At 65.8% G+C, this 24,127-nt stretch carries 21 protein-coding genes; 6 read left to right on the top strand and 15 right to left on the bottom strand.

Annotated features, from left to right (window positions below):
- Positions 1–2 precede the first annotated feature (2 nt).
- From hrpB to ACH488_RS01230, 6 genes are all read right to left on the bottom strand, one after another.
- Positions 3–2,657 carry an ATP-dependent helicase HrpB gene (gene hrpB, locus ACH488_RS01255; RefSeq protein ID WP_397321732.1) on the bottom strand — a complete coding sequence of 885 codons (2,655 nt, stop codon included), beginning with the start codon at positions 2,655–2,657 and terminating at the stop codon, positions 3–5.
- A 63-nt stretch (positions 2,658–2,720) separates the two neighbouring features.
- Positions 2,721–3,764, bottom strand: coding sequence for an NAD(P)-dependent alcohol dehydrogenase (locus ACH488_RS01250; RefSeq protein ID WP_397321731.1), 1,044 nt, complete (start codon positions 3,762–3,764; stop codon positions 2,721–2,723).
- A gap of 112 nt (positions 3,765–3,876) precedes the next feature.
- A complete protein-coding gene (locus ACH488_RS01245) occupies positions 3,877–5,127 on the bottom strand; it encodes an RNA polymerase sigma factor (RefSeq protein WP_397321730.1) in 1,251 nt (416 codons plus the stop codon).
- A gap of 33 nt (positions 5,128–5,160) precedes the next feature.
- Entirely contained in the window at positions 5,161–5,580 is a 420-nt protein-coding gene (locus tag ACH488_RS01240; RefSeq protein ID WP_397321729.1) for a YciI family protein, read from the bottom strand.
- A 187-nt stretch (positions 5,581–5,767) separates the two neighbouring features.
- Positions 5,768–6,334, bottom strand: a complete 567-nt coding sequence (locus tag ACH488_RS01235; RefSeq protein ID WP_397321728.1) for a hypothetical protein — start codon at positions 6,332–6,334, stop codon at positions 5,768–5,770.
- A gap of 165 nt (positions 6,335–6,499) precedes the next feature.
- Positions 6,500–7,456 carry a 5'-3' exonuclease H3TH domain-containing protein gene (locus ACH488_RS01230; protein ID WP_397321727.1) on the bottom strand — a complete coding sequence of 319 codons (957 nt, stop codon included), beginning with the start codon at positions 7,454–7,456 and terminating at the stop codon, positions 6,500–6,502.
- A gap of 175 nt (positions 7,457–7,631) precedes the next feature.
- Here ACH488_RS01230 and ACH488_RS01225 point away from each other — a divergent pair, with 175 nt between their 5' ends.
- The 6 genes from ACH488_RS01225 (at position 7,632) to ACH488_RS01200 (ending at position 15,803) form a co-directional block, all read left to right on the top strand.
- On the top strand, positions 7,632–9,545 hold the full coding sequence (locus ACH488_RS01225; RefSeq protein WP_397321726.1) for an FAD-binding monooxygenase: 1,914 nt from the start codon (positions 7,632–7,634) through the stop codon (positions 9,543–9,545).
- Between the two features lie 264 nt (positions 9,546–9,809).
- Positions 9,810–10,634: a MurR/RpiR family transcriptional regulator gene (locus ACH488_RS01220; protein ID WP_397321949.1), complete on the top strand. Its 825-nt coding sequence runs from the start codon at positions 9,810–9,812 to the stop codon at positions 10,632–10,634.
- Between the two features lie 49 nt (positions 10,635–10,683).
- Positions 10,684–11,589, top strand: a complete 906-nt coding sequence (locus tag ACH488_RS01215) for an NAD(P)-dependent oxidoreductase (protein WP_397321725.1) — start codon at positions 10,684–10,686, stop codon at positions 11,587–11,589.
- A gap of 38 nt (positions 11,590–11,627) precedes the next feature.
- On the top strand, positions 11,628–13,175 hold the full coding sequence (locus ACH488_RS01210; RefSeq protein WP_397321724.1) for an aldehyde dehydrogenase family protein: 1,548 nt from the start codon (positions 11,628–11,630) through the stop codon (positions 13,173–13,175).
- A 28-nt stretch (positions 13,176–13,203) separates the two neighbouring features.
- Entirely contained in the window at positions 13,204–14,430 is a 1,227-nt protein-coding gene (locus ACH488_RS01205; RefSeq protein ID WP_397321723.1) for an amidohydrolase, read from the top strand.
- Positions 14,427–15,803 (top strand): DUF3100 domain-containing protein, encoded by a 1,377-nt coding sequence (locus ACH488_RS01200; RefSeq protein ID WP_397321722.1) that lies wholly within the window; start codon positions 14,427–14,429, stop codon positions 15,801–15,803. Before ACH488_RS01205 ends, ACH488_RS01200 begins: the two co-directional genes overlap by 4 nt.
- Positions 15,804–15,886: 83 nt before the next feature.
- Here ACH488_RS01200 and ACH488_RS01195 read toward each other — a convergent pair whose 3' ends face one another.
- The 9 genes from ACH488_RS01195 to ACH488_RS01155 all read right to left on the bottom strand — a co-directional run bounded on the left by ACH488_RS01195 (position 15,887) and on the right by ACH488_RS01155 (position 24,126).
- On the bottom strand, positions 15,887–16,660 hold the full coding sequence (locus tag ACH488_RS01195) for a DeoR/GlpR family DNA-binding transcription regulator (RefSeq protein WP_397321721.1): 774 nt from the start codon (positions 16,658–16,660) through the stop codon (positions 15,887–15,889).
- Between the two features lie 81 nt (positions 16,661–16,741).
- Positions 16,742–17,416 (bottom strand): SDR family NAD(P)-dependent oxidoreductase, encoded by a 675-nt coding sequence (locus ACH488_RS01190; RefSeq protein WP_397321720.1) that lies wholly within the window; start codon positions 17,414–17,416, stop codon positions 16,742–16,744.
- Entirely contained in the window at positions 17,413–18,645 is a 1,233-nt protein-coding gene (locus ACH488_RS01185; protein ID WP_397321719.1) for an exo-alpha-sialidase, read from the bottom strand. The genes ACH488_RS01190 and ACH488_RS01185 overlap by 4 nt, the downstream gene beginning before the upstream one ends.
- 3 nt (positions 18,646–18,648) lie before the next feature.
- Positions 18,649–19,425 (bottom strand): HpcH/HpaI aldolase/citrate lyase family protein, encoded by a 777-nt coding sequence (locus tag ACH488_RS01180; RefSeq protein ID WP_397321718.1) that lies wholly within the window; start codon positions 19,423–19,425, stop codon positions 18,649–18,651.
- 47 nt (positions 19,426–19,472) lie between these two features.
- Positions 19,473–20,462, bottom strand: coding sequence for an aldo/keto reductase (locus ACH488_RS01175; RefSeq protein ID WP_397321717.1), 990 nt, complete (start codon positions 20,460–20,462; stop codon positions 19,473–19,475).
- Between the two features lie 33 nt (positions 20,463–20,495).
- Positions 20,496–21,326 carry an ATP-binding cassette domain-containing protein gene (locus ACH488_RS01170; RefSeq protein WP_397321716.1) on the bottom strand — a complete coding sequence of 277 codons (831 nt, stop codon included), beginning with the start codon at positions 21,324–21,326 and terminating at the stop codon, positions 20,496–20,498.
- A complete protein-coding gene (locus ACH488_RS01165; protein ID WP_397321715.1) occupies positions 21,319–22,254 on the bottom strand; it encodes an ABC transporter ATP-binding protein in 936 nt (311 codons plus the stop codon). Before ACH488_RS01165 ends, ACH488_RS01170 begins: the two co-directional genes overlap by 8 nt.
- A 1-nt stretch (position 22,255) precedes the next feature.
- Positions 22,256–23,194, bottom strand: coding sequence for an ABC transporter permease (locus ACH488_RS01160; protein WP_397321714.1), 939 nt, complete (start codon positions 23,192–23,194; stop codon positions 22,256–22,258).
- Positions 23,191–24,126 carry an ABC transporter permease gene (locus ACH488_RS01155; protein WP_397321713.1) on the bottom strand — a complete coding sequence of 312 codons (936 nt, stop codon included), beginning with the start codon at positions 24,124–24,126 and terminating at the stop codon, positions 23,191–23,193. The genes ACH488_RS01160 and ACH488_RS01155 overlap by 4 nt, the downstream gene beginning before the upstream one ends.
- Between the last annotated feature and the right edge of the window lies 1 nt (position 24,127).

Here is a 24,127-nt window from a genome sequence, read left to right as displayed (position 1 = left end):
GGCTACATCCGTTTCTTGGTCCTGGCCGTCGCCTGGGCTGTCCAGGGATCCTCGGGCCAGGGGTGTTTGGGGTAGCGGCCCCGCATCTCGGCCCGGACCTGGGCGTAGGGGCCGGACCAGAACGACGCGAGGTCGTCCGTCACCGCCAGGGGACGGCCCGCCGGAGACAACAGATGGAACAGGACCGGCACCCTGCCGTCCACCAGCCGCGGCGTGCTGTCCCAGCCAAAGCATTCCTGCAGCTTGACCGCCACCACCGGACGGCCGACGTCGTGGTTCTCCCCAGGGTGGCCTGAAACGCCAGGGTAGTCGATCCGCACACGGGAGCCGCTTGGAACCTGCAGGCGCTCGGGAACGAGGGTGTCCAGGTGGACAGCCTCGGGCCACGGGAGGAGCCGGCGCAGCGGCTCGGCAAGATCCAGCGCCGTGGCCGCTTTGCCGTTGGCCAGGGCCTCCAGTTCGGGGCCGAGCCACTCGTCCAGGCGGGACAAGAGTGCCGCTTCGCCGACGTCCGGCCACGGTTCGCCGAGTACGTTGTGCAGGAGGGCCAAGCGGCGCCTGAACGCATCGGCGGCATCCGACCACCCGATCATGGACAGCCCGCGCTTGGCGAGGGCCTCGGCCACGGCAGCGCGGCTGGCTTCCGGTCCCGGTCGGACCGGCGTGGAAGACAACACGATGGCACCGAGGCGTCGTTCCAGCCGTGCTGTGACTTTGCCCCCGTCAAAGCGTGCGCGGACAGTCTCTTCCAGCAGGTCCGGAGCCGCCGAGAGTGCCAGGTCCTCAGCAAGCGGGGCCGCCGACCGGATGACAGCCCCCGTGCCGGCGGCATCCCGCCCTTGCGCACGGGAGACCTCAGCCACGGCGAGCCACTCGGGCCCGGCGAGTGTGCTGCCTCCCGGAAGTCCGGCGCGGGTGCCGGAGGCGAGGAGGTAGGCCGCCGGCCCGTCCCCCGCCACGCGGCGCGCGATCCTGTCCGGGAACGCCAACGCGACAACGAAACCAGGCTCTTCGTCGCGCATCGGACTTCGGTGCGGTGCGGAATGGACGACGGCGGTTCCGCCCTTCCGCACGATCGCTTCGAAGCGCTTGGCCTCCTCGGCGAAGCGCTTGCCAGCCGGGCCCGAACCGGAGCGCATTTCCGAGAGCAGGCGCGTGAGGTCGGCGCCCGGAGCGCGCTGGTCGCCGGAAACCAGGGCCACTGTTTCCGCCGCTCTCCGCGGTCCAACCACGGCGGCACCGTCCAACAACGCCCGGGCCAGGCGGGGATCCGCCGGAATCCCGGCCAAGGTCCTGCCAAGACTGGTCGCCTTGCCCTCCGTGGTGACCGCGCCGAGTTCGCGGAGGACCTCCACGGCATCGTCCATGGCCACCGTGGGCGGCGCGTCGGGGAGCGCCAGACCCCGTCCGCGCGGAGCACCCCAGCAGGCCAGGAGCAGCGCGGCTCCGGTCAAATCCGCTACGGCGATTTCCGGGGTCTGGTGTTCCGGGGCTGCGGCGAAGGCTTGCTGGTCGTAGCAGCGCACCACCGTTCCCGGGCCTTGGCGTGCGGCACGCCCGGCCCTTTGCCCGGCAGAAGCCCGCGAGCAGGATACCGTGACCAGCCCGGACATTCCCCGGCCCGCGTCCCTGCGTGGTTCCCTTGACAGGCCGGAATCGATCACCAAGCGGACCCCCGGGACGGTCAGCGACGATTCGGCAAGGGCCGTGGACACAATGATCCGCGCCGGCCCGCCCGGGCTCCGGCCGGATACTGCCCGGTCCTGCTCCTGTGGCGATGCCTGGCCGTGCAGTTCAAGAACTTCCGTGCCATCGTCCGCGCGATTCCGCAGGCGCGCGGCAACATGGGCTACTTCGCGGACACCGGGCAGGAAGACGAGCGCGTCAACCTTCGGATCGTCGTGGAGCATCCGCTGGTGGGCCTGCGCCGCCGTGTCCGCGACGTGGTCCAGGAAGCTCCGGGCCACACCGCGGTCGTCGAGTCGAAGGGAAGGCCCCGGAAGCCACTCGACGTCCAAGGGGTGCAGGGCGGAAGGACAGTCAACCACCGGTGCCGGTGTTCCGCCGTCGGGGTCCGCCTCCCCGAGGAGGGCAGCGAAGCGCGGCGCATCCAGGGTGGCGGACATGGCCACCAGCAGCAGGTCCTCGCGTACCTGGCGGACTTCGGCCAGCATGCCGAGCAAGAGGTCCGTTTCCAGCCCGCGTTCATGGACTTCGTCCAGGACCACCGCGTGGGTCCCTTCAAGGGCCGGGTCCGAGAGCAGCCGCCGCAGCAGGATACCCGGCGTGACGAACTCCACCAAGGTGTCCTTGCCCGTCCGGGATTCGCCACGGACGGTGTAACCCACGCGGCCTCCGGGCGTACCGCCGTCCGTCCCGCCCTCCACGGGCGTGGGGCTGTCCAGGGCAGCGAGGCGGCGCGCCGCGGAACGGGCCGCGACGCGCCGGGGCTGCGTCACCACTACGCGGGGCCGCAGGTGGCCTTCCTGGTGCAGCAGATTGACCAGCAGGGGCGGCACCAGGGTGGTCTTGCCCGTACCGGGCGGCGCCTGCACCACGGCAGTGCCGCCGGGTTTGGCCTTGAGGGCCGAGGCCAGGTTGTCCAGGGAATCGGCGAAGACCAGGCCTTTGCCGATGGTATCCAGGTTGAAAGTCACCGAACCATTTTCCCTTGGACGCGCTGCCCCGGCACACGGCCCACCCGGTGCCGGGCCTGACGACTAGGCGATGGTGGCGGCGTCGATGACGAAGCGGTAGCGGACGTCGGATGCCAGGACCCGCTCGTAGGCTTCGTTGATCTTCTCCGCGGGAATGACCTCGATTTCCGCACCAAGGTGGTGTTCGGCGCAGAAGTTGAGCATTTCCTGGGTTTCCCGGACGCCGCCGATCGCGGAACCAGCGAAGGACCGGCGGCCACCAATCAGGGCGAAGGCATTGACGGGCAGCGGCTCGGCCGGGGCACCCACGTTGACCAGCGTGCCATCAAGGGCGAGCAACTGGAGGTAGGCGCTGATGTCGATGGAGGCGCTCACCGTGTTGATGATGAGATCGAACGTGCCGGCGAGCTGCTCGAACGTGCCCGGGTCGCTCGTGGCGAAGTACTGGTCCGCGCCCAGCTTGAGCCCGTCTTCCATCTTCTTCAGCGACTGCGAAAGGACAGTCACCTCGGCGCCCATGGCGTGTGCCAGCTTGACGGCCATGTGGCCCAGGCCGCCCAGTCCTACCACCGCCACCTTCTTGCCGGGGCCAGCACCCCAGTGGCGAAGCGGCGAGTACGTGGTGATGCCAGCGCAGAGCAACGGTGCGGCGACGTCGAGTTCGAGGCCCTCGGGGATGGTGACCACGAAGTCCTCGTTCACCACCACATCGCTGGAGTAGCCGCCCTGGGTGATGGTGCCGTCGCGGTCCACCGAGCCGTAGGTACCCACGTTGCCGTTCAAGCAGTATTGCTCTTCCCCGGCCTCACAGTTTGCGCATTCCTTGCAGGAATTGACCATGCAGCCCACGCCAACCCGGTCGCCCACTTTATGCTTGGTCACCTCGGCGCCCACCTTGGTGACTATGCCGGCGATCTCGTGGCCCGGCGCCAACGGATATTGCTGCCGACCCCACTCGCCGCGGACCGTGTGGATGTCGGAATGGCAGATGCCCGCGAACTTGATGTCGATGTGGACGTCGTGCGGCCCCACCTCGCGGCGCTCAATGGTGGTCAGGACCAGATCGCCCGTGGCCGAAGGGGCTGCGTATGCGGTAGCGGAAGGCATGTTTCTCCTGTTGATCATGATGTGTGGATGATTCCATCAAACCTGCTTTTTTCGACGGGAGGGAGTGTCTGTTGAGACTGGGATTGGGAGTCCTACCCATGGCGCCGCCCCGTCAAGCGCCCAGTTCCTCGATTTTCCGCTCGAGCACCAACCGTTCAGCAGCGTTGGCGCATCTGTCAAGCGCCAGCATGAGCGCTTCCCTGGCCTCTGTTTTCCGGCCCATGCGCGTCAACAGCTCGCCGCGCACCGCCGGCAATACATGGGAGCCCTGCAGCCCGCCGTCGTCCGCCAGCCCATCCACGATGTCCAGGCCCGCCGCGGGTCCCTGGGCCATAGCGACGGCCACGGCCCGGTTCAGTTCGACGATCGGCGAGGGGGTCAGCCTGCCAAGGGCCTCATAAAGGACCACGATCCGGTCCCAGTCGGTATCGGCGACGCTGGCAGCGGCAGCATGGCACTCCGCAATCGACGCCTGCAGTCCATAGGCGCCCAGCCCTCGTCCAGCGGCTACCGCGGTGGCAAGTGCCGCCTTGCCGCGCCGGATCGCGGACTGGTCCCAGCGCCGTCGGTCCTGGTCTTCAAGGAGGACCGGGCGCCCGGCGGCGTCCAACCGGGCGGGGAACCTGGCAGCCGTCAATTCCATCAGGGCCAGCAGGCCGAAGGCCTCCGGTTCGGGCGAAAGCCGCACCAGCGTGCGGGCCAACCGGCGGGCTTCTCCGGCCAGATCCTTGCGCATCCAGTCATCGCCGGCGCTGGCGAAGGACCCTTCAGAGAAAATGAGGTACACCACCTGCAGCACCGAACCCAGCCGCTCAGGGAGTTCGTGCTCTTCCGGCATGGCGAACGGAATGTGGGCAGCGGCAAGTGTCTTCTTGGCCCGGGTAATGCGGGCCTGGATGGTGGGCACGGGAACCAGGAACGCCTTGGCGATCTGATCCGTGCCCATGCCAGCCACCACGCGCAGGGTCAAGGCGATCCTGGACTCCTTGGACAGGACAGGATGGCAGGAGATGAACATCAGCGCCAGGACATCGTCCTGGACCGCTTCGGGGTTGAACAGCGCATCCATCGAAGGGTCCTCTTCTGACAGCCCGCCGGCCAGCAACGCATATTTTTCGTCACGGGCGGCGCGGCGCCGGAAAGCATCGATCGCACGACGCCGGCCCGCAGTCAGCAGCCAGGCAACCGGTTCGGTGGGGACGCCATTGACGGACCACGACACCAGTGCCTCGGCAACGGCTTCCTGGGCGAGGTCTTCAGCCAGCGGAAAGTCGCCTGTGTACCTGGCAAGGGCGCCGACGATGCGGGCGGATTCACTCCGCCACACAGCTTCGACGGCGGCCCTTGCCGCAGTGTTGCCCACGTCAGGTTTCGCCCTGAGAGTCAGGCCCGGCGATCAGAGCTGACCGGTCTGTTCACGCCAGGCACGTTCCTTCTGGATCCATTCGTTGTCCTGGGGGAACTCGTCAATCCCCGGGACCCTGCGGATTTCCGTTTTGGTGCCCGCCGTCATGGGCGCCCGCTTTGCCCATTCCACCGCTTCCTGCTTGGAAGCCACGTCAAGAATGTAGTAGCCGGCGAACAATTCCTTGGTCTCCCCGTAAGGGCCGTCGGTCACCACGGGAGTCTCGCCGGTGAAGTCCACCACCACGCCTTCCTTGGGGTCGTCGAGTCCTTCCGCTGCCAGGAGCACGCCGGCGCGGATGAGTTCGTCGTTGAACTTGCCCATGACCTCGAGCATTTCGTTGAAGTCGGCGGTCTGGAGCTTCTCCATCGACTCATCGGTTGCCCGCATGATCAGCATGTACTTGGCCATTTAACTCAATCTCCTCGGTTGTGGAAGGTCGCTTTCCGACCTTCTCACTGATAGGTCGAACGGATCGAGGAAGAATCGACACGGAAACCAAGAATTTTTCAAAAGAGGGGCAGGATCCTTCCGGTTGCCCGGCGGATCCTGCCCTCCTGTGGTGATTCTGTGTCGGATTTCGGGCGGGGGCCGAAAACTACCGGCCGCCGCCCCCAATGACTCCCGCGTTAACTGCCTTGGTGACGGCGTCCGCTTCGGCCTGCGTCAGCTTGCCATCGGAAACAGCCTTGTCCAGGCGGGACTTGAGCTCGGCCGAGCGGTCGGCCTTCGCCTCGGAACGGATTTCCTCAAGCGCCGTAGTCACCTTGGACTCATCGATTCCAAGGGCCTGGGCCAAGGACTTGGCCAGGGCCGCTTCCCGCGCCGTACGGTCCGGCTTGGTGCCTTCGGTACCTTCGCTGGGCGGAGCAGTGGGCTTGTTGGCATCACGGAACGCCTTCAAGGCGTCGGTGACTTTGGATTCGTCCACACCCAGCTTGGTGGCGAGCTTGGATGCGAGCTGGGCACCGTCGCGACCGTGGCCGCCATGGCGTCCCTGGCCGTTGCCCTGAGTGGACCCGTCAGTGGACGAGGTGGCACTGGATGTCGGGGTACTGGGCGTCGGGGTGCTGGTGGCCGAGGCAACGCCCGTGACTCCCAGGCCGGCACCCAAAGCCAGCGCTCCGGCGGTTACGCCCAGCGTGATCTTCTTGGTTTTTGACATATGCCTCTCCTGATTCGGCAGCCGAACAGTTGCTGCACCGTAGTACGGCTGGTGACATGAGGACAGCAGGTTGCGCCGTCCTTTTCCCAGCATCCGGCATCGAACCCAGTCCGCCCTGTCGCGAAGCTGTTGATTAGCTGTGAAAGCAGCCCGGAAAGCTGTGAATCAGCCCCGGCCTGCTGCGTCGAGGGAGTCAAGCAAGCGCTTGACGGCGCCGCCGAGGTTCCAGTCCGAAGCCAGGCCTTCCAGTTCCTCCCTCGCCGTACCGGTCACGGGTCGAAGGGCCGCACCGGCTTCGTCCAGTGCTGGAACGTCAAGGTCTCGGGCCACCTTGACCACGGTGGGCGCCACGGCCAAATAGTCCGCGGCGGCGGACAGTTTGGCTTTCACCCCGGCCGACAACCCGCCGTCGGGGCGCTCCGCCGCTTCGAGGAGGCCGTCCAGCGTGCCGTGCGTTGCCAGGAGGGATGCGGCGGTCTTCTCCCCGATGCCGGCCACACCGGGCAAGCCATCCGAGGAGTCGCCACGGAGTGTCGCGAAGTCCGCATACTGCTGGGGCAGGACACGGTACTTTCCCACCACGTCCACCTCCGTCAGCACTTCGAGGTTCCGCATTCCGCGGGCGGTGTAGATGACCCGGACATCCCGCTGGTCATCGACCAACTGGAACAGGTCCCTGTCCCCCGTCACCACGTCCACGGGAAGCGTTGCCTGGCTTGCGTAACTGCCTATGACGTCATCAGCCTCATGGTCATCCACACCCACAACCGCAATCCCGGCCAGGGACAGGACGTGCCGGATGAGCGGTATCTGGGCCTCCAGGGCGTCCGGGACTTCCTCGATGTCCGGCCCGTCCTCCACCGGCCGCGCAACCCGATGGGCTTTGTAGCTGGGAATGAGGGCAACCCGCCACGACGGACGCCAGTTGTTGTCCCAGCAGGCAACCAGGTGGGTGGCGCCGTAGTCCGCGGTGAGCCGGGCAATCATGTCCATCAGCCCCCTGACGGCATTGACGGATGTCCCGTCTGAACGGCGGATGGTGTCCGGTACGCCGTAGAAGGCACGGAAGTACAACGAGGCGGTATCCAGCAACATGAGGCGAGGCATACCTGATCCTGACATGCCTCCGACCGTTTGGGGACCCAACGCGCTTACCGCTGGGACTTGAACGTCCGTGTGAGCCGGATTAGCATTGTGTGAGCGATAATCGAACAGCGATTTCTATTATCGAACACAAAGTTTTCGAACACGCTATCAAGCCCAGGCATTTGTGCCCACGAAGAAGTGAGGAAAGCCCGTGCAGTTTCATCATCACGGTTATGTATCCGGTGACCCACGGGTCGAACCCGCGGCCGGAGTCGGGATCGACCGCCCGGAGGAGCTTCCGGATGAGGTGGATGTCCTGATTGTGGGCACCGGCCCGGCGGGCATGTTGACGGCGGCGCAGTTGGCACAGTTCCCGGACGTCACCACCCGGATTGTGGAGCGGCGTCCGGGCCGCCTGGCGATCGGGCAGGCCGATGGGATCCAGGCCCGGAGCGTGGAGACATTCCAGGCGTTTGGGTTCGCGGAGCGGATCATTGCCGAGGCTTACCGGATCACTGAGATGGCGTTCTGGAAGCCGGACCCGGCGGACCACAGCAAGATCGTGCGCAGTGCCCGGGCGGTGGATGACCCCGCCGGGATCAGTGAGTTCCCGCATCTGATCGTGAACCAGGCCCGGGTGCTGGACTACTTCGCCGAGTTCGCGGCGAACTCCCCGGCCCGCCTTCGCCCGGATTACGGGTACGAGTTCGTAGGCCTGAACAACACGGGCCAGGGCGAGTACCCCGTGGAGGTGACCCTCCTGCACACGGCCGGTCCGGACGAGGGCCAGGAGCGCACGGTTCGGGCCAAGTACGTGGTGGGGGCGGATGGTGCCCGGAGCAAGGTCCGTGAGTCGATCGGCTGTCACCTGGCCGGGGACCAGGCGAACCACGCCTGGGGCGTGATGGACGTGCTTGCGGTGACGGACTTCCCGGACATCCGGACCAAGTGCGCCATCCAGTCCGGCACGGGTGGAAGCATCCTGCTGATTCCCCGCGAGGGCGGGCATTTGTTCCGGATGTACGTGGACCTCGGTGAAGTTGCAGCGGATGACCACGGGGCGGTGCGCAGAACCACCATCGAGCAGATCATCGCCAAGGCCAACGACATCCTCCACCCCTACACCCTGGATGTGCGCAACGTGGCCTGGCACAGCGTCTACGAAGTGGGGCATCGGCTCACGGACAGGTTCGACGACGTCCTGCCGGAGGAGCGCGGTACGCGGACTCCACGGGTGTTCATCACCGGCGACGCGTGCCACACGCACTCGGCAAAGGCCGGGCAGGGCATGAACGTGTCCATGCAGGACGGGTTCAACATCGGTTGGAAACTTGGCCACGTCCTCGAGGGCCGGTCCCCGGAGTCGTTGCTGGATACCTACTCAGCCGAGCGGCAGGTAGTGGCGAAGAACCTGATCGATTTCGACAAGGAGTGGTCCACCCTCATGGCCAAAAAGCCCGAGGAATTCAAGGACCCCACCGAGCTGGAGACCTTCTACACCAGCACTGCCGAGTTCCCTGCCGGGTTCATGACCCAGTACGCGCCTTCCATGCTGGTCGCAGAGCCCAAGCACCAGGACCTCGCCACTGGATTCCCGATCGGCAAGCGCTTTAAGTCCGCCCCGGTACAGCGGGTCTGCGATACGAACCCCATGCACCTGGGCCACCACGCCAAAGCCGACGGCCGCTGGCGGATCTACGTCTTCGCCGACGCCCCAGCCGCCGGCACCCCCGGAGCCGTGGCGGACCTGGCCCAGTGGCTCGCGACCGCGGGCGACTCGCCACTGGCCGCAACGCCGTCGAGCCTTGACCGCGATGCCTGGTTCGACGTGAAGGTGATCTACCAGCAAGACCACACCGGAGTTGACATCAACGCCGTCCCCGCCGTCTTCAAACCCACGGTCGGCCCGTTCAAGCTCACCTACCTCGAAAAGGTCTTCGGCACCGACCCCGCCAACGATATCTACGAGGCACGCGGCCTCAGCCGCGATGGCGTCGTGGTGGTCGTCAGACCGGACCAGTACGTCGCCAATGTCCTGCCGCTGACCGCAACCGCCGAACTCGGCCAGTTCTTCGCAGGCCTCCACGCCACGCCGAGGAACGCCAAGCAACTCAGCAACGCCTGACCGAAACACCAGCAAGAGGTTGCCGGGAGCCATGCAAGGCTCCCGGCAACCGTGCTTTAAGGGGACATGCCTGTACGGCCGGAAAGTTTTACCTGGCGGAAACGAAACACTCTAGCGGCAATCAAAATTGCAGAGTATCTTTATTGCAATGCAGATTGCAGAGTGATGCACGTTACAGGGAGGATGGCCGTGAAGAGCGAGCAACTCGAAACCGAGTCAAGCAACGCGAATGGAACCACCTGGGAATCCGCGGATTATGCCTGGTTGGGCGACGCCCTCCCAAACATCCCGCTTTCCAAGTCGCAGGCCCGGGTAGTGGAAGTCATCGCCCGCAATCCGCAGTTGTCCTCCTACGCGGACATCGCCGAAATCGCCCAGCGTTCGGACGTGAACAACTCCACTGTGGTCCGCACGGCCCAACGGCTTGGCTACCGCGGCTGGCCGGACCTGCAACGTGAATTGCGGTCCAGGTACTTGGTGATGATCTCCACCGAAGACACCCTCAATGAACACGGCGAACACCGCAGCCCCCTGCATGACGCCCTCAGCCACGACATCGAAAACCTGCGGCTCACCCTTGATTCCAATACCCCGGACGACGTCCAAGCCGCCATCGCTGCATTGGCCGCAGCGAAATCCATCACCGTGATTGGCCTCGGTTCGTTCGCTGGACCGGCCAGCGTCATGGCCCACCTGGGCTCAACCATGGGCTACGCCATCACCCTGGAGAACCGGGCCGGCGTGCACTTCGCCTCGGCAGCCAACAACCTTGGACCCGGCGACGTTCTGGTGGTCATCAACATGTGGCGTTCGGTCAAACAAATCATCCTCACGGCTGAGGCTGCCAAGGAGGCTGGAGCCACCGTCGTCGGCATCAGCGACATGCGCCGCGGCCGCCTCGCCGCAGCAGCCGACCACCTCCTGATCGTCGCTTCGGAAGGCATCTCCTTTTTCCAGTCCGTCACCGCGGCCAACTCCATGGTCTACGGGCTCCTCGCCGGCATGGAAGCGGCACACCCCGAACGAAGCCGGGCCGCCATCCGCCGAACCCAGCAGTTGTGGAAAGACCTTGACGTCTACCTCGACTAGCGGCCCGCCCCCTCACCTGCCCCACCCATCAACACCCAAGGAGTACCTCATGAACACCAAACGCCGCGTCGCCGTGGTGGGCCTCGGATCCATGGGCGGAGCCATGGCCTCGACCCTGCACGCCGCAGGGTGGGACGTCATCGGCTTCGATCCCTCCGAATCTGCCCGCACCGCTGCTGCAGCGGGAGGAATCACCACGACGGCCAGCCTCGAAGACCTGGCAGGGACCCCGTACGCAGTGCTGTCCCTCCCCTCGGCAAAGATCGTGGAGGCCACCGTGCCGACGCTGCTGGCAAAGCCCGGCGTGGTGGCCATCGTGGATACCACCACCTCCGAACCCGGCACCAGCCAGGCAATGGCGGACCTCGCCGCGGCCAAGGACGCCGCTTTCGTGGACGCCCCCGTGTCCGGTGGCCGCGATGGCGCAGCAACAGGGACACTGAGTGCCTTCGTGGGTGGTACGGATGCTGCCCTCGCCAGCGCCCAACCCGTCCTTCAGGCACTGACCGGAGGCAGGTTTGCCCACATCGGCGGACCGGGCAGCGGAAACGTGGTCAAGCTCCTCAATAACGTCCTCGCCGCGGCCAACCTGGTTTCAGTGGGTGAGGCCCTGGGAGTGGCCAAGGCGTATGGCATCGACCCCGCAGTGGCGGCTGAGAGCATCAGCAACGCTTCGGGCGGCAGCAAGGTCTCGGCAAACATGTACCCCAACTGGGTCCTGAGCGGCACCCATGACTCCGGTTTCTCCCTTGGCCTCATGGCGCGCGACGCAGCCCTGGCCATTGACGTGGCCCGGGAAGTCGGCGAACAGCCGGAACTCCTCGCCGCGGCGGCTGAGCAATGGCAGGAGGCCCTGGCGCTTCTGGGACCAGCGGCGGACTTCACCGAAATCGCCCGGACCGTCGCACCGGCAGTTACTCCCGCAGGCGCCCCCGAATCCAGCGACGCTGCCTAGCCAACCCCCGAACGCCCCAAGCACCAAAGGAAACTACGTTGAGCATCACCACAGTCCCCACCGCCTCTTCCACTGCCACTGCCCGGGCAGTCCTCGACGCCGCCTTCCCCTCCGGCCTTGGCGCCTTCGTTGATGGCTCGGTGGCCCCCGGCGCCGGCGAGCCCATCACGCTCACGGCTGCAGCTACCGGCGAGCCCTTCGCCAGCTACGCCGACCCCGGCAAGGAAGGTGCCGACGCATTGCTGGCCAGTTCCGTCCGCGGCGCCACGGCCTGGGCAAAGCTGAACGGTTTCGAACGGGCGGCCATCCTCCGTAACGTGGGCCGCGTCGTCGAACAGCACGCTGAAGAGCTCGCCATCCTCGAGTCGGCCACCACCGGCAAGCCCATCCGCGACGCCCGCGCGGAAGCAGCCAAAGTCGCAGAAATGTTCGGCTACTACGCGGGTTGGGCGGACAAACTCACCGGCCAGACCATCCCGGTGCCTGGCAACTGGCACACCTACACCGAGCGCGTGCCATGGGGCGTCGTGGTGGCCATTACTCCATGGAACGCACCGCTCTTCACTGCAGGGTGGAACTCCGCAGCACCCCTCGCAGCGGGCAACTCAGTGATTATCAAGCCCAGCGAATTTACTCCGGCCTCGACCCTTCGCCTGGCGCAGTTGGCCCACCAGGCCGGACTTCCCGATGGTGTCTTCAACGTTGCCACCGGCTTGGGACAGACGGTGGGATCGGCCCTGACCACGGACCCGCGCGTCGGCAAGGTCAGCTTCATCGGTTCGGTGCCCACGGGCCGGCGCGTCGCCGTCGCAGCTGCCGGAGCAGGCATCCCCGCGTTGCTGGAACTCGGCGGCAAGAGCGCCAACATCGTCTTTGCCGACGCGGACCTGGAACGTGCCGCTGACGGTGCCATCTCCGCGATCTTCTCCGGCGCCGGCCAATCGTGCGTCGCCGGTTCCCGGCTCCTGGTGGAACGCAGTGTCCACGCCCGCTTCGTGGAACTGGTGGCCGAGCGTGCTGCCCGCCTCCGCGTTGGCGATCCCCTGAACGCCGAAACAGAAGTGGGTCCCATCATCACGCCCGGGCAGTTCGCCACGGTCACCTCGCTGATCGAAGCGGGAATGAACGACGGCGGCCGCCGGGTCACGAGCGGAAACCTCCCTGAGTCTCTGGCCGGCTCAGCCCTTGCCGGCGGCCACTGGGTCATGCCCACCCTGCTGGACGGCGTGACGCCGTCGAACCGGCTCGAAACAACCGAAGTGTTCGGTCCGGTAGTGGGCGCGGATGCCTTCGACACCGAGGAGGAGGCTATCGCGCGGGCCAACAACACGAACTTCGGCCTGGCCGGTGCCGTCTGGACCTCGGACGTGTCCCGGGCCCACCATGTGGCCCGCGAAGTGAAGGCGGGAACGTTCTGGATCAACGCCTACAAGACCATCCATGTGGCGGTTCCCTTCGGTGGGTTTGGTGACTCCGGCCATGGCCGTTCGTCCGGTCCCGGCGTCTTGGACGAATACACGCAAACAAAGGCCATCTGGGTGCCCACGCGGGCCGCGGGCTCCCCGTTCCCGTCGCTGTCGTACTGAAACGGCCGGTTGAGGAAAAGGAAGAACCATGGAACCGACCGGAACGAACCCGGCGATGGAGGCCCTGCGCAAGGCGCTGAGGGACGGAGTGGACGCCTGGCGCCCCCAGGTCCAGAGCTTGTCGCAGGACTTGCACGCCAACCCGGAGCTCTCCTTCGAGGAGGTGCGGGCCGCCGCATCCATCACAGCTGTCCTGGCCGAAGCCGGATTCGAGGTGGCAACCGGTACTGCCGGCCTTCCCACCGCCTTCACGGCCACAGCCGGCACCGGTGGGCTGACGGTAGCCCTGTGCGTGGAATACGACGCGCTGCCTTCGGTGGGACACGCCTGCGGCCACAACCTCATTGCAGGAGCATCGGTAGCCGCAGCACTCGCCCTCCTCCCCCATGTGGACGAGCTGGGCATCACGTTGAAGGCCATAGGTACGCCCGCCGAGGAACACGGCGGCGGAAAGGCCCTGATGCTGGAGCGGGGTGCTTTTGACGGAGTGGGACTGGCACTCATGGTCCACCCCGTACAGGACGGCGTCACCTACAACCCGGCCGGAACCACCGCACAGGCTGTGGGACGGTATGAGGCGGTCTTCACCGGCAAGGCAGCGCATGCCGCCGCAGCCCCGCACCTTGGCGTCAACGCCGGGGATGCGGCTGTGCTCAGCCAAGTGGCCATCGGTCTGCTTCGCCAACAAATCCCCGGGGATCACCGGATCGCCTGCTACGTGGCTGAGGCTGGCCATGTCACCAACATCATTCCGGACCACGCGGTGGTTCCCTTCGAATGCCGGGCGTTCACCCTGCCGGAATTTGAAGCACTCCTGGAACGCGTCAGGCATTGCTTCGAAGGGGCGGCCCTCGCCACCGGGACAACCCTGGAGATCACCGCGGCCGAGCCACTGTACGAACCGTTGATCCAGGACGACGACCTTGCCGCCCACTGGACCGGGGCCATGGACGCCTTTGGCAAGGACACCTCACCGTCCGCCGGAATGGGCGGTGGGTCAACCGACATGGGCAACATCTCCCAGGTCATCCCCTCGCTCCACCCGTGGCTCAGCATCCCTGGCGCCAACGTGCCCATCCACTCGCACGGTTTCGCCGCCCTGGCCAACACCCCCGAGGCCTATGACGTCATGTTCGAGGCGGCCGTGGCCCTTGCCTGGACCGTGGCCGGAGCCGCAACCCATCCCCAACAAAGAGAACGCTTCGCCAACGCGGCCTACCGCGGCGGAGCCCTGATCCAGGAAGCAACATCATGAGCACCCGCATCGAAACTGCGCGGACGGACAAAGCCGGTATGCGGCTGACCCTCCCCATTGCCGCGCTGGCGTTTGTCATCGCCCTTGCTGTTCAATTCATCGGCCAGGCCAAGATCGATCTCGGCATTGGCGCCATCATCATCTTCCCCATGGTGTGGGGCCTGATTTTGGGCCTCCTCGTCTCCATCCAGAAATTCAAGCCCCTGGGCCTTGACCTCCAGCGTGTCGCCTCTGCCCTGGTGGGTGTGGCCGTCCTGCTCCTGGTGGCACGCCTGGCCTTCAACATTGGCCCCAGCCTGCCCAGCCTGATCAAGGCAGGACCGGCACTGTTGCTGCAGGAAGTCGGACACCTCCTGGGGACCATCGTCCTGGCACTCCCCCTGGCCGTCCTGCTCCGCATGGGCAAGGCGACGGTCGGGGCGACGTTTTCCCTGGACCGCGAGCCTTCCTTCGCCATGGTCTCCGAAAAGTACGGCCCCGACTCGGACCAGTACCGCGGGGTTCTGGCGATGTACGTCTTCGGCACGCTGTTCGGCGCCGTGTTCATCACGCTGCTGACCTCGCTCGTCTCCAACTGGAAGATCTTCGATCCGCTGGCCCTTGCCATGGGTGCCGGCGTTGGTTCCGGGTCCATGATGGCGGCTTCGGCGGCCAGCATCGTGGCTGCCTACCCCGGCGACCAGGATGCCATCCTGGGCATGGCGGCCGTCTCGAACCTCATCACTACGGTCCTGGGCGTGTACGTGGGAATCTTCATCGCTCTTCCGCTGGCAGACAAGTTCTACAAGTTCCTGACCCGGAACAAGGACGGGCAGAAAGTGGCGGCCGGCACGGCAGACGCACCCAAGACGGGAACCGCCGTCGTCAGTGACCACGACGAGGCACAGGCGGAAGAGAACCGTCGCTTCCGTGAGGAAGTCGCCAAGTCCTCGGCACACATGCAGTTGCCCTTGTGGCTTTCACTCTCTGTCCTGACTGTCCTGGGTGTTGGCACGGCCGCTGTTGCGGCAAAGGGCCTGAGCCTTTCCATCCTGGCCGGTTACGGCATCATGCTGGCGCTGGTCCTGGTGAGCCTCTTGCTCGCCAAGATCACGGGGAAGATCTCGGCGATCGTGTTCATCACCACCATCGGTGCCTACATTTCCAGCCCCTGGTTCTTCGGTGCCGGCGTGCTGAATGAGGCCGTCAAGACCGTGGACTTCCTGTCCATCGCCACTGTCATGCTGACCTTGGCCGGGCTTTCCCTCGGCAAGGACATCCCGCTGCTGCGCAACATCGGCTGGAAGATCATCCCCGTGGGCCTCGTAGCCATCACGGCGTCGTTCCTCCTCTCGGCCGTGATCGCCGAATTCGCCCTGGGGCTCTGGCACTAGCCCGAACGGACCGCTAACACGTGAGGCCCCGGGGATCCCCTCCCCAGGGCCTCACGTGTCATAGCGCGTTTGGATTCGCCCGATCAGGCAACTGCCGGAGCAAGCTCAACCTGCACTCCCGCGGCCCGGAACGGCGCCAACTGTTCCTCCGAGGCACCGGCATCCGTCACGAGCGTCCACGGCAGCGGCAGCCGGACCCAGGAATGGAACGGACGCTTGCCAAGCTTGGACGAATCAGCAAGGACGTAGACGGCTTCGCCGCGGCGCGCCATCAGTTCCTTGAGCCGGGTTTGCTCGTGGTCGGCCTCGCACAAGCCGTCGTCGGCCGTCACGGCATCGGCACCGAGGAACACCCGGTCGAATGTCATCCGTTCCAGTGCCGCCTCGGCCAGGGGACCCACAAACGTTTGGCTGACCTCGCGGAACCGGCCTCCGAGGCAGTTGACCACCACGCCCGGCGCGTCCTGCAGTTCCTGCAGGGTATTCACGCCGGGGGTGGTGATGGTCAGCGCCTCTGAGCCGCGCAGTGCGTGCGCCAAGGCACCCACCGTGGATCCGCCGTCGAGCAGGACGCTTTCGCCCGTCCGCACCTGGCCGGCAGCCCACGCCGCAATGGCGTGTTTCTGTTCATACGCTTCGCCCGTGCGTTGCCGCAGGGAAGGTTCCGGGTGGGCGCCCAGGGGAAGCGCCCCGCCATAGGTACGGGCCAGTTTGCCTTCCGCGTGCAGCTGTGCAAGGTCACGCCGGATGGTGGATGACGTCACGTTGAAATGCTTGGAAAGCTCCTCAACGGAGGCAAGCCCAGTGGTAACGGCGAGGTGGTAGATCTCCTCGCGCCTGGTCCGGGCGGTGGTCATGGTGGGCTCTCCTTTGGCCTGTGCGTGGCTGCTTGTCACATCGTAGGGGCACGGCGTCCCGTTCGCCGGGAAGGGACCGGCCTACAGGGATGCGCCTCCGCAGATGACGTAGTTCTGCCCCGTGATGGATTTGCCGTGCGGCCCCAACAGGAACGCCGCAAGTGCCGCGACGTCCTCCGGATCCACCAGGGAACCGAGCGCCGGCGTGATGGGCGGCGTGGCGGACCTGCCGGGATCGGCCAGCATGGGCGTGTCGGTGGGTCCGGGCGAGAGCACGTTAACGGTGATGCCCCGCGGTGCCAACTCTTGCGCCCAGGATCTTCCCAAACCCAACAGGGCGGCCTTCGTCGCGGCGTACTGGCTCTTGCCCGGTGCGCCGGTGGATGTCCGGCTGCCCACCAACAGGACCCGGCCGCCGTCGGGCATGTCCGGGACCACCGCGTTGGCGAGGGCCTCGGCAGCAGCGACATGGACGGTGAACATGCCGGCGAGGGCCACCGCGTCCAGCTCGCCGAGGCGCGCGGTCCGCTGGAACCCGGCAGCATGGACCAAGGCATCGAAGGGTCCATGCGGGCTGACGGCCGCAGCGAGCGATTCAGGCTGCGCCAGGTCGGCCTGCACCCAGCCGAATCCTTCCCCGAGCACTGACTCGCCACGGCTCAGCCCCGTCACTTTCCAGCCGTCCTCCAGGAGCTTGAGTGCGATCGCCCTGCCAATGCCGGAACTTGTCCCGGTGACCAGTGCGTGCCTGGTCATTCCTGGCCGCCCGGAGTGGAGGTGCCTCGGTAGGCCCACTCCGGGTCAACCCGGACAAACTTGATGGCCTGGCGGAAATACGTGTAGGCGATGTTGACGGCGCCATCCGGTCCCTGGTGGATGGACGGATAGGAGTACTTGCGGTTCAGGCCGTCGCGGGAATTGTTGGACAGGCAGTAGCCGTCTCCGACGTCCAGGTTGCGGCGGACCGGCCAGCTGCGTCCGCCGTCCTCGGAGATGGCGAGGGTCATCGGCGATCGCGGGGTTCCCCAGAACGCCTTCCGCTCGTCACCTGCCTCTGCGGAGGGCTGCTCGGTAGTCAGCTGTCCCTGTTCCTCGGCCAGTCCGTCGTCGTCGATTTCGTCGTAGAGGGAGAGTCGGCGTTCGGTGCCCTCTTCGGCACGGCTGTGGTTGTAGACCAACGCCAGGCGTCCGTCCGCCAGGGCCGTGAACTGGATGGAGGAGTTGTTGTTGGGCAGCTCCGTGGGGACCGGCTCGCTCCACGTGGATCCGTCGTCGGTGGAGCGGGATTCGTAGATGGCATCTGCCCAGCGGCTGCGGAAGAGTGCCAGCAGCGAACCGTCCCGGAGGACCTGGATGTTCATGTGGACGCAGCCCAGGCTTCCCGGCAGCACCGATTCTGTCCACGTGATGCCGGAATCGTCGGAGATCATCACCGCGCTGTCGTCGCTGTTGCCCACCCACTTTTCGCCGGGCGTCGTGATGCACCGGAAGATCGGGATGATCAAGCGTCCGGAGGGCAGGGCCACCGGCAGTTGCCGTACGAAGACCCCGCCCGTCTGATTGGCGGCGAACAAGGTTTCCACCACGCCCCAGGTGCGGCCACTGTCCGACGACGTACGACGCCGGACCTCGGCTGTGTCCTGGTTACCCGCCTTTTGCGCGGTGTACAGGAGCCACAACTCACCATTGGGTGCGTTGAAGAGGATGGGGTTCTGCTCCGAACGGGTGGAGTCGTTCGAGAGCTGCTCCGGCGTTGACCACTGCCGGCTGCCGGGCTCCAGCGTGGCGAACCAGATGGAGATGTCCGGGACACCTTCCTGCGTACCCCCGAACCAGACGCAGGCGAGGCGTCCGTCGGGCAGGGTCAACAGGTTGGCGGCGTGGCTCTGGACCGTGGGCGCAGGCAGGTAGGCGAACTCCGCCTCCATGGCCTCCTTCACGAGTCCGTCCGGAGTGATGGTGCTGTAATCGGTGGTGGTCTGCACGGTTCAGTCCTTGGCGGTTGCGGCGTCGAGGTGGGACTTGGCGATCTGCTCCAGGTGCGTCAGGTCGGAGGCCACCGTGGTGAAGGTGTAGCCCTGCTTGAGGCGTTGCGCGGCTACGGTTCCGGTGGGCGTGTGAATGCCTGCCGCGATGCCCGCGGAAGCGGCTGCGTCGGCGATGGTTTCCAGGGCCGCGTTGAATTCCGCTTCCACGGCGGGATCGCCCGGGAAGGCGCCACCCACGGCGATGGCCAGGTCCGACGGGCCAACATAGATGCCGTCAAGGCCGGGCGTAGCGCAGATTTCCTTGACATTCGCCAACCCATCCGGGGTTTCGATCATCGCGAAGACAAGCGTGGCGGCGTTGGCGTCGGCGGGAACCGGGCCAATGCGCAAGGCCGAGCGCATGGGGCCGTAGGAACGGCCGCCCATCGGCGGATATTTTGCGGCTGCCACGGCTGCGGCCGCGTCGGCTGCTGTGTTCACCAGCGGGACGATCACTCCCACTGCACCGGCGTCGAGGGCTTTGCCGATCGCCGTCAGATTGTTGTCTTCCACCCGGACCATTCCGACGGCGGTGTGCCCGGCGTCGATGGCCATGAGTCCGTTCAGCACGCCCGAATATCCGAGCAAGCCGTGCTGGGCGTCCAGCGCAACGTAGTCGTAGCCGAGCCGGCCGATGCGTTCCGTGGCCACCGGGGCGTCCAGGACTGCCCAGTATCCAATGGCCTGTTCACGGGCCCGGATCTTCCGGGCGAATTCGAGGGCCAATTCCGAAGTCATGTTCTCTACCTTTGGTTCGTCGTGGGTTGCGTGGTCAGGAGTGTGTCTCAGCGGTTGTAGGCCGGCATGGGTCCGCGGAGCCCGGCCCCCACCGCGTCGCACGCGGCCACCGTGCCGGCGTCGAGCGGCCCCTTGGCCACTGCAGCGATGTTGGATACCAGCTGCTCCACCTTGGAACCGCCCAGCAACATCGAACCGACGCCGTCCCGGTAGGCAAGCCACCGCAAGGAGAGCTCCGGAAGTCCAATGCCGGCGTCGGAGGCAATCCCTGCGAGCGCCGCCACGGCGTCGAACAGTTGCTTGTCCCAGTAGCGCTGGGTGTACATGGCCGCGAGTTTGGAGTCGCCGAACCTGCCTTCGGAAGGCTTGGAGTCGAAGCTGTGCCGCCCGGTCAGCAGGCCGCCGCCCAACGGGTTGTACACCATGGTGTGCACCTCATGCGTTGCCGCGAATTCGAGGTACTCCTCTTCCAGGCGGCGGGCCACCAGGTTATACAGCTGTTGGGCTACGACGGGCCGCGGGGCGCCAACTTCGCGGGCCACATGGATGACGTCCGCGATCTGCCAGGCGGCGAAGTTGGAGACGCCCAGGGCTCCGATCTTGCCCTCGGCAACCAGTTCGGCCACGGTCCCCAGGGTTTCCTGCAGCGTGGCCGCACGGTCGGGCTGGTGGAGGTAGAACAGGTCGATGCTGTCCACTCCGAGACGGCGCAGGCTGCCTTCGACGCTGTTGCGCAGTCCCTTGGCGGACAAGGGAGAGGCATCCCCGTGGTCTGCGTGCGGCATGCCTGCCTTGGAGGCCAGGAGCACCTGTTCCCTGCGGTCCTTGAGGAGGCGGGAGAGCATCTCCTCGGTGGCACCTCCAACGTAGGCGTTCGCGGTGTCGATGGTGGTGATCCCGGCGGCGAGCGCCTCATCCACCATGCGCCCGGCAGTGGCTTCGTCCGCTGTGTCTCCGAAGGTCATGGTTCCCAGGACAAGCTTGGAAATCGGCAGGTTCAGGCCTTCGACGCTTGTTCCTTTGTGCTGGTTGCTCATGTGCTGTGGTTCCTCGGGTTTGGATGGTTGGTTTCAGGCGCTGGCTTTGAGGGCCAGGGAGGACACGATGTGGCGGGGCTTGAGTCCGTTCATGCTGGACGGGTCCAGGGCGGCGCGGCGCAACCGCCGTGTGTAGTCTTCCGCTGGGCTGGTCAGCACTGATGCGGTGGGGCCTGCTTCCACCAGTTGGCCTCGCCGCATCACCATGACGGTATCGCTGATCTCCTGCACCACGCCCAGGTTGTGGGAGATGAAGACGTAGGTGATGCCGGTTTCTTCCTGGATGGACTTCAGCAGCCTGAGCACCTGGGCCTGTACGGAGACATCGAGCGCGCTGGTGGCTTCGTCGCAGACCAACAGTTCCGGCTTGGAGGCCAGGGCCCGGGCGATGCCGATGCGCTGCCGCTGGCCGCCGGAGAATTCTGCCGGGTGTTTCTCCAGCGATGCGGCGGGCAGCCCCACTTGGTCGATGAGTGTGGCTGCTGCCTTGTGGCGTTCGGCTTTGGACCTGATGCCCTGGAGTTTCAGCGGCTCCGCCACGATCTCCTGTGCGGTCAGGTGCGGGTCCAGGGAGCCGTAGGGATCCTGGAAGACCATTTGGAACTTCGAGCGGAGGGGGCGCAGCTTCGACTCGCTCAGGGATGCGAGGTCCGTGCCGTCCAGGTTGATGCTGCCGCTGGTGGGGGTTACCAGCCGCATGAGCGCCTTGGCGATGGTGGATTTGCCGCAACCGGACTCCCCCACCACGGCGATGGTCTTGCCTTTGTCCACGGAGAAAGAAACATCGTCCACGGCCCGGAACGTTCCGCCGGGCACGTGGTAGTCCACCACGAGGTTCTCTACCGAGAGGAACGGTTCAGTCATGGCGGACTCCTGTCCGGGTGAGCGTAGTGGGTGGAGGTTCGACGGCGGCGCCTGGGGTGGGTGCCTCTGTGCGGTCCGTCCGGGGTTGGGTTTCATCCGGGGTTTCGTCCCACGTGCCCAGTACCGGAACAGCGGCCAGCAGGCTGCGGGTGTACTCCGTGGCCGGGTTTTCAACGATCTGCTGGACTTCCCCCGACTCCACGAAGGTGCCGTTCTTCATGACGTGGATCCGGTCGGAGATGAGGCGGGCCACCCCGAGGTCGTGGGTGATCATGAGGATGCCGATGCCCCGCTGCTCCTGCAGTTCCAGGAGCAGGTCCAGGATGCCTGCCTGGACCGTGACGTCGAGGGCCGAGGTTGGTTCGTCGGCTACGAGGAGTTGCGGTTCGCTGGCCAGGGCGATAGCGATCAGCACGCGTTGCAGCATGCCGCCGGAGAGTTGGTGCGGGTATTTCTTCAGTTGCTGTTCGGGCACCGGGATGTGGACCTGCTGCAGCAAGCGGATGGCACGGGCCCGGACAGCATCCTTGTCCTTGGCCGACGCGGCGCCGGCGATGCGGATGGCTTCGAAGAGTTGGCTGCCGATCGAATGGACCGGACTCAAGGCTGTCATGGGGTCCTGGGGAATGAGGGCAAGCGTCTTTCCCCGGACCTTGTTGATGGCTTTCGGATGGGCCACCACGTCCACGTCTTCGATCTTTACCGTTCCGGAGAGTACAGCGAGGTCCGGGGGCAGCAACTGGAGGATGCCCATCGCCGTCGTTGATTTACCGGAGCCTGACTCGCCGATGATGGTGACAGTCTCGCCGCGGCGGATGCTGAAGCTGACGTCGTCCACGGCGCGGATGATCCCCGCGTCGGTGATCAATTCAACCTGGAAGTTCCGGACGTCCAGCAGGGCCGGTTCGGAGTGGGTTTGCGTATTCATTTCAGGCACCCTTCTTCTTGCGGCGCGGACGGTCGCGGAGGCCATCACCAAGGAGGTTGACGCCTACCACCATCAGTACGATCACCAGGCCAGGCAGGGTAACCATCCACCAGGAGGTTGTGATGTAGTCCTGTCCATCGGAAATGATGCGACCCCAGGTGGCGAAGGGACGCTGCGGACCGGCGCCGAGGAAGCTAAGGGCGCTTTCCAGCAGGACCGCCTGGGCCAGGAGCAGCAGGACAACCAGCATGGCCTGCTTGATGACGTTGGGAATGATGTGCTGGATCAGGATCTGGATGCGGTGCAGGCCCAGGATGCGGGCCGCGGAAACGTAGGGTTTCTCCCGTTCCACCAACACCATGGAACGCGTGAGCCTGGCGACTTCCGGCCACTGGGCTATGGCGATGACGAACGTGATGACGGGGATGGACGGACCGAAGAGCGCCACCACCAGGAGCAGCATCATGAGCAGGGGCAGCGACATCTGTGCTTCCAGGATGCGCGAGACCACGGTGTCCACCCAGCCACCGAAGTATCCTGCTGCGGCACCGAGGATGATGCCAATGGCACCGGACACCACCACGGCGAGGACGCCGATGGTCAGTGAGACCTGGCCACCGTGGAGGACTCGGGACAGCAGGTCGCGGCCGAGTTGGTCGGTGCCGAACAGGTGCCCGTCCACCAAAGGCGCCAGGCGCCGGGCGGACAGGTCCTGATGGTTGGCGTCCGGGAGGGGCAGTACCTGCGCCAGCAGGATGGGAATGATGACGATCAGCGTGCAGGCCGCGCCGATCCGGATTTTCCATTTGGCGGCGTTCCTGCGACGCGTGGCACCGGCCTTGGCGATCATCGCCTTGGTGACCGCGCTGGGGGAAGGCCTGCGCTCCGGCTGTCCGGCCGGTACTTCGGCCGGGGTGGTTGCGGTAGGACTGATGCTCATGCTGCTGCCGCCTTTCCAAGACGAACACGGGGATCCAGGAGGGGGTAGGCAAGGTCGATGACCAATTGGACCGCCACTGCCAGCAAGGCCGTGATGAGGACGGTCGCCTGGATGAGGGGGTAGTCGCGGGTTTCCAGGGCCCGGACAATCAGGGACCCGACTCCCGGCCAGGCGAAGACCACTTCCACTACCACCACGCCGTTGAGCATCGCCGCGAAGCGGGTACCCAGGGCGGTGAAGACGGGAATGGCCGAGTTGCCCATGGCGTAGCGCCACGTCAGGAGGGAGTTCCGGACACCACGGGAGCGGGCCACTGTCAGGTAGGGTGCGGCGAAATTGGTGGTCATTTCGCGGCGGACCATGCGCGAGATCAAGGCGATCTGGAGGATCGCGATGGTCACGGTTGGCAGGACCAGTCCGCCCCAGGTGGCGAAACCGGAGGCCGGGAACAGAGGGATCAGGACAGCAAATCCAGTGAGGAGCATGATGCCTGTCCAGAAGTCCGGCATTGACTGCCCGGCGATGGTGAGGACGTTGACGCCGAGCTCGCGGTTGGTATCCGGGCGGCGGGACATCCAGACGCCCAAGGGAATGGCGACGACGGCGGTCAACAAAATGGCCGACGTCGCCAGGGTCAGGGTGTAGGGCATCCTTTCGGCCACAACCTGCATGGCCGGGGCCTGGAAGGAATAGGACGTTCCCAGGTTGCCGGTGAACAGCTGTTGCAGGAAGATCCAGTACTGCTCAAGCAGGGGACGGTCCAGGCCGAACTGCTCGCGGACCCGCGCCAGCTCCTCGGTTGTTGCCAAGGGCCCGGCATAGGACACAGCGGGATCGCCCGGGGCCATGCGGATCAGGATAAAGACGGTGGAGACGGTCAGGAACACGGTCAGGAGCCCCTGGCCGGCCCGTTTGAGGATGTACTTCGTCATG

Source organism: Paenarthrobacter sp. NPDC018779 (assembly GCF_044391085.1).
Taxonomy (GTDB): Bacteria; Actinomycetota; Actinomycetes; order Actinomycetales; family Micrococcaceae; genus Arthrobacter.
Note: the sequence above shows the minus strand (reverse complement) of the source record. Positions and strands in the feature narration are given on the sequence as shown.